The following is a 1,415-nucleotide window of genomic DNA, read 5'->3' as shown; positions in this document are numbered from 1 at the left end:
AAAACCCCTTGGGTGTTGTATGGTTAAGCCTCACGGGCAATTAGTACAGGTTAGCTGAGCGCCTCACAACGCTTACACACCCTGCCTATCAACGTTCTAGTCTCGAACAGCCCTTCAGGAGGCTCAAAGCCTCAGGGATGACTCATCTCAGGGCCAGCTTCCCGCTTAGATGCTTTCAGCGGTTATCTGTGCCGAACTTAGCTACCGGGCAATGCGTCTGGCGACACAACCCGAACACCAGCGGTTCGTTCACTCCGGTCCTCTCGTACTAGGAGCAACTCCCTTCAATCATCCAGCGCCCACGGCAGATAGGGACCGAACTGTCTCACGACGTTCTAAACCCAGCTCGCGTACCACTTTAAATGGCGAACAGCCATACCCTTGGGACCGACTTCAGCCCCAGGATGTGATGAGCCGACATCGAGGTGCCAAACACCGCCGTCGATATGAACTCTTGGGCGGTATCAGCCTGTTATCCCCGGAGTACCTTTTATCCGTTGAGCGATGGCCCTTCCATTCAGAACCACCGGATCACTATGACCTGCTTTCGCACCTGCTCGAACCGTCATTCTCGCAGTTAAGCGGGCTTATGCCATTGCACTAACCTCACGATGTCCGACCGTGATTAGCCCACCTTCGTGCTCCTCCGTTACGCTTTGGGAGGAGACCGCCCCAGTCAAACTACCCACCAGGCACTGTCCGCACCCCGGATAACGGGGCGACGTTAGAACATCAACACGACAAGGGTGGTATTTCAAGGACGGCTCCACAGATACTGGCGTACCTGCTTCGAAGCCTCCCACCTATCCTACACATGTAGGGTCAATGTTCAGTGCCAAGCTGTAGTAAAGGTTCACGGGGTCTTTCCGTCTAGCCGCGGGTACGCAGCATCTTCACTGCGATTTCAATTTCACTGAGTCTCGGGTGGAGACAGCGTGGCCATCATTACGCCATTCGTGCAGGTCGGAACTTACCCGACAAGGAATTTCGCTACCTTAGGACCGTTATAGTTACGGCCGCCGTTTACCGGGGCTTCGATCAAGAGCTTCTCCGAAGATAACCCCATCAATTAACCTTCCGGCACCGGGCAGGCGTCACACCGTATACGTCATCTTTCGATTTTGCACAGTGCTGTGTTTTTAATAAACAGTTGCAGCCACCTGGTATCTGCGACTCCCGGCAGCTCCATCCGCAAGGGACTTCACCGCCAGGAGCGTACCTTCTCCCGAAGTTACGGTACCATTTTGCCTAGTTCCTTCACCCGAGTTCTCTCAAGCGCCTTGGTATTCTCTACCTGACCACCTGTGTCGGTTTGGGGTACGATTGCTTATTATCTGAAGCTTAGAGGCTTTTCCCGGAAGCATGGCATCAATGACTTCATCACCGTGGTGACTCGACATCGGGTCTCAGCCTTA

The 1,415-nt window shown here is 54.0% G+C and carries 1 rRNA gene; it reads right to left on the bottom strand.

The window, feature by feature from the left end:
* Nucleotides 1–19 precede the first annotated feature (19 nt).
* Nucleotides 20–1,415: ribosomal RNA gene (locus tag IFO68_RS21785) — 23S ribosomal RNA — on the bottom strand; the annotation flags it as partial.

Origin of the sequence: Photobacterium arenosum (genome assembly GCF_014841115.1) — a bacterium.
Taxonomy (GTDB): Bacteria; Pseudomonadota; Gammaproteobacteria; order Enterobacterales; family Vibrionaceae; genus Photobacterium; species Photobacterium arenosum.
The sequence above is the reverse complement of the archived record's forward strand: the minus strand, read 5'-3'. Positions and strand labels throughout refer to the sequence as shown.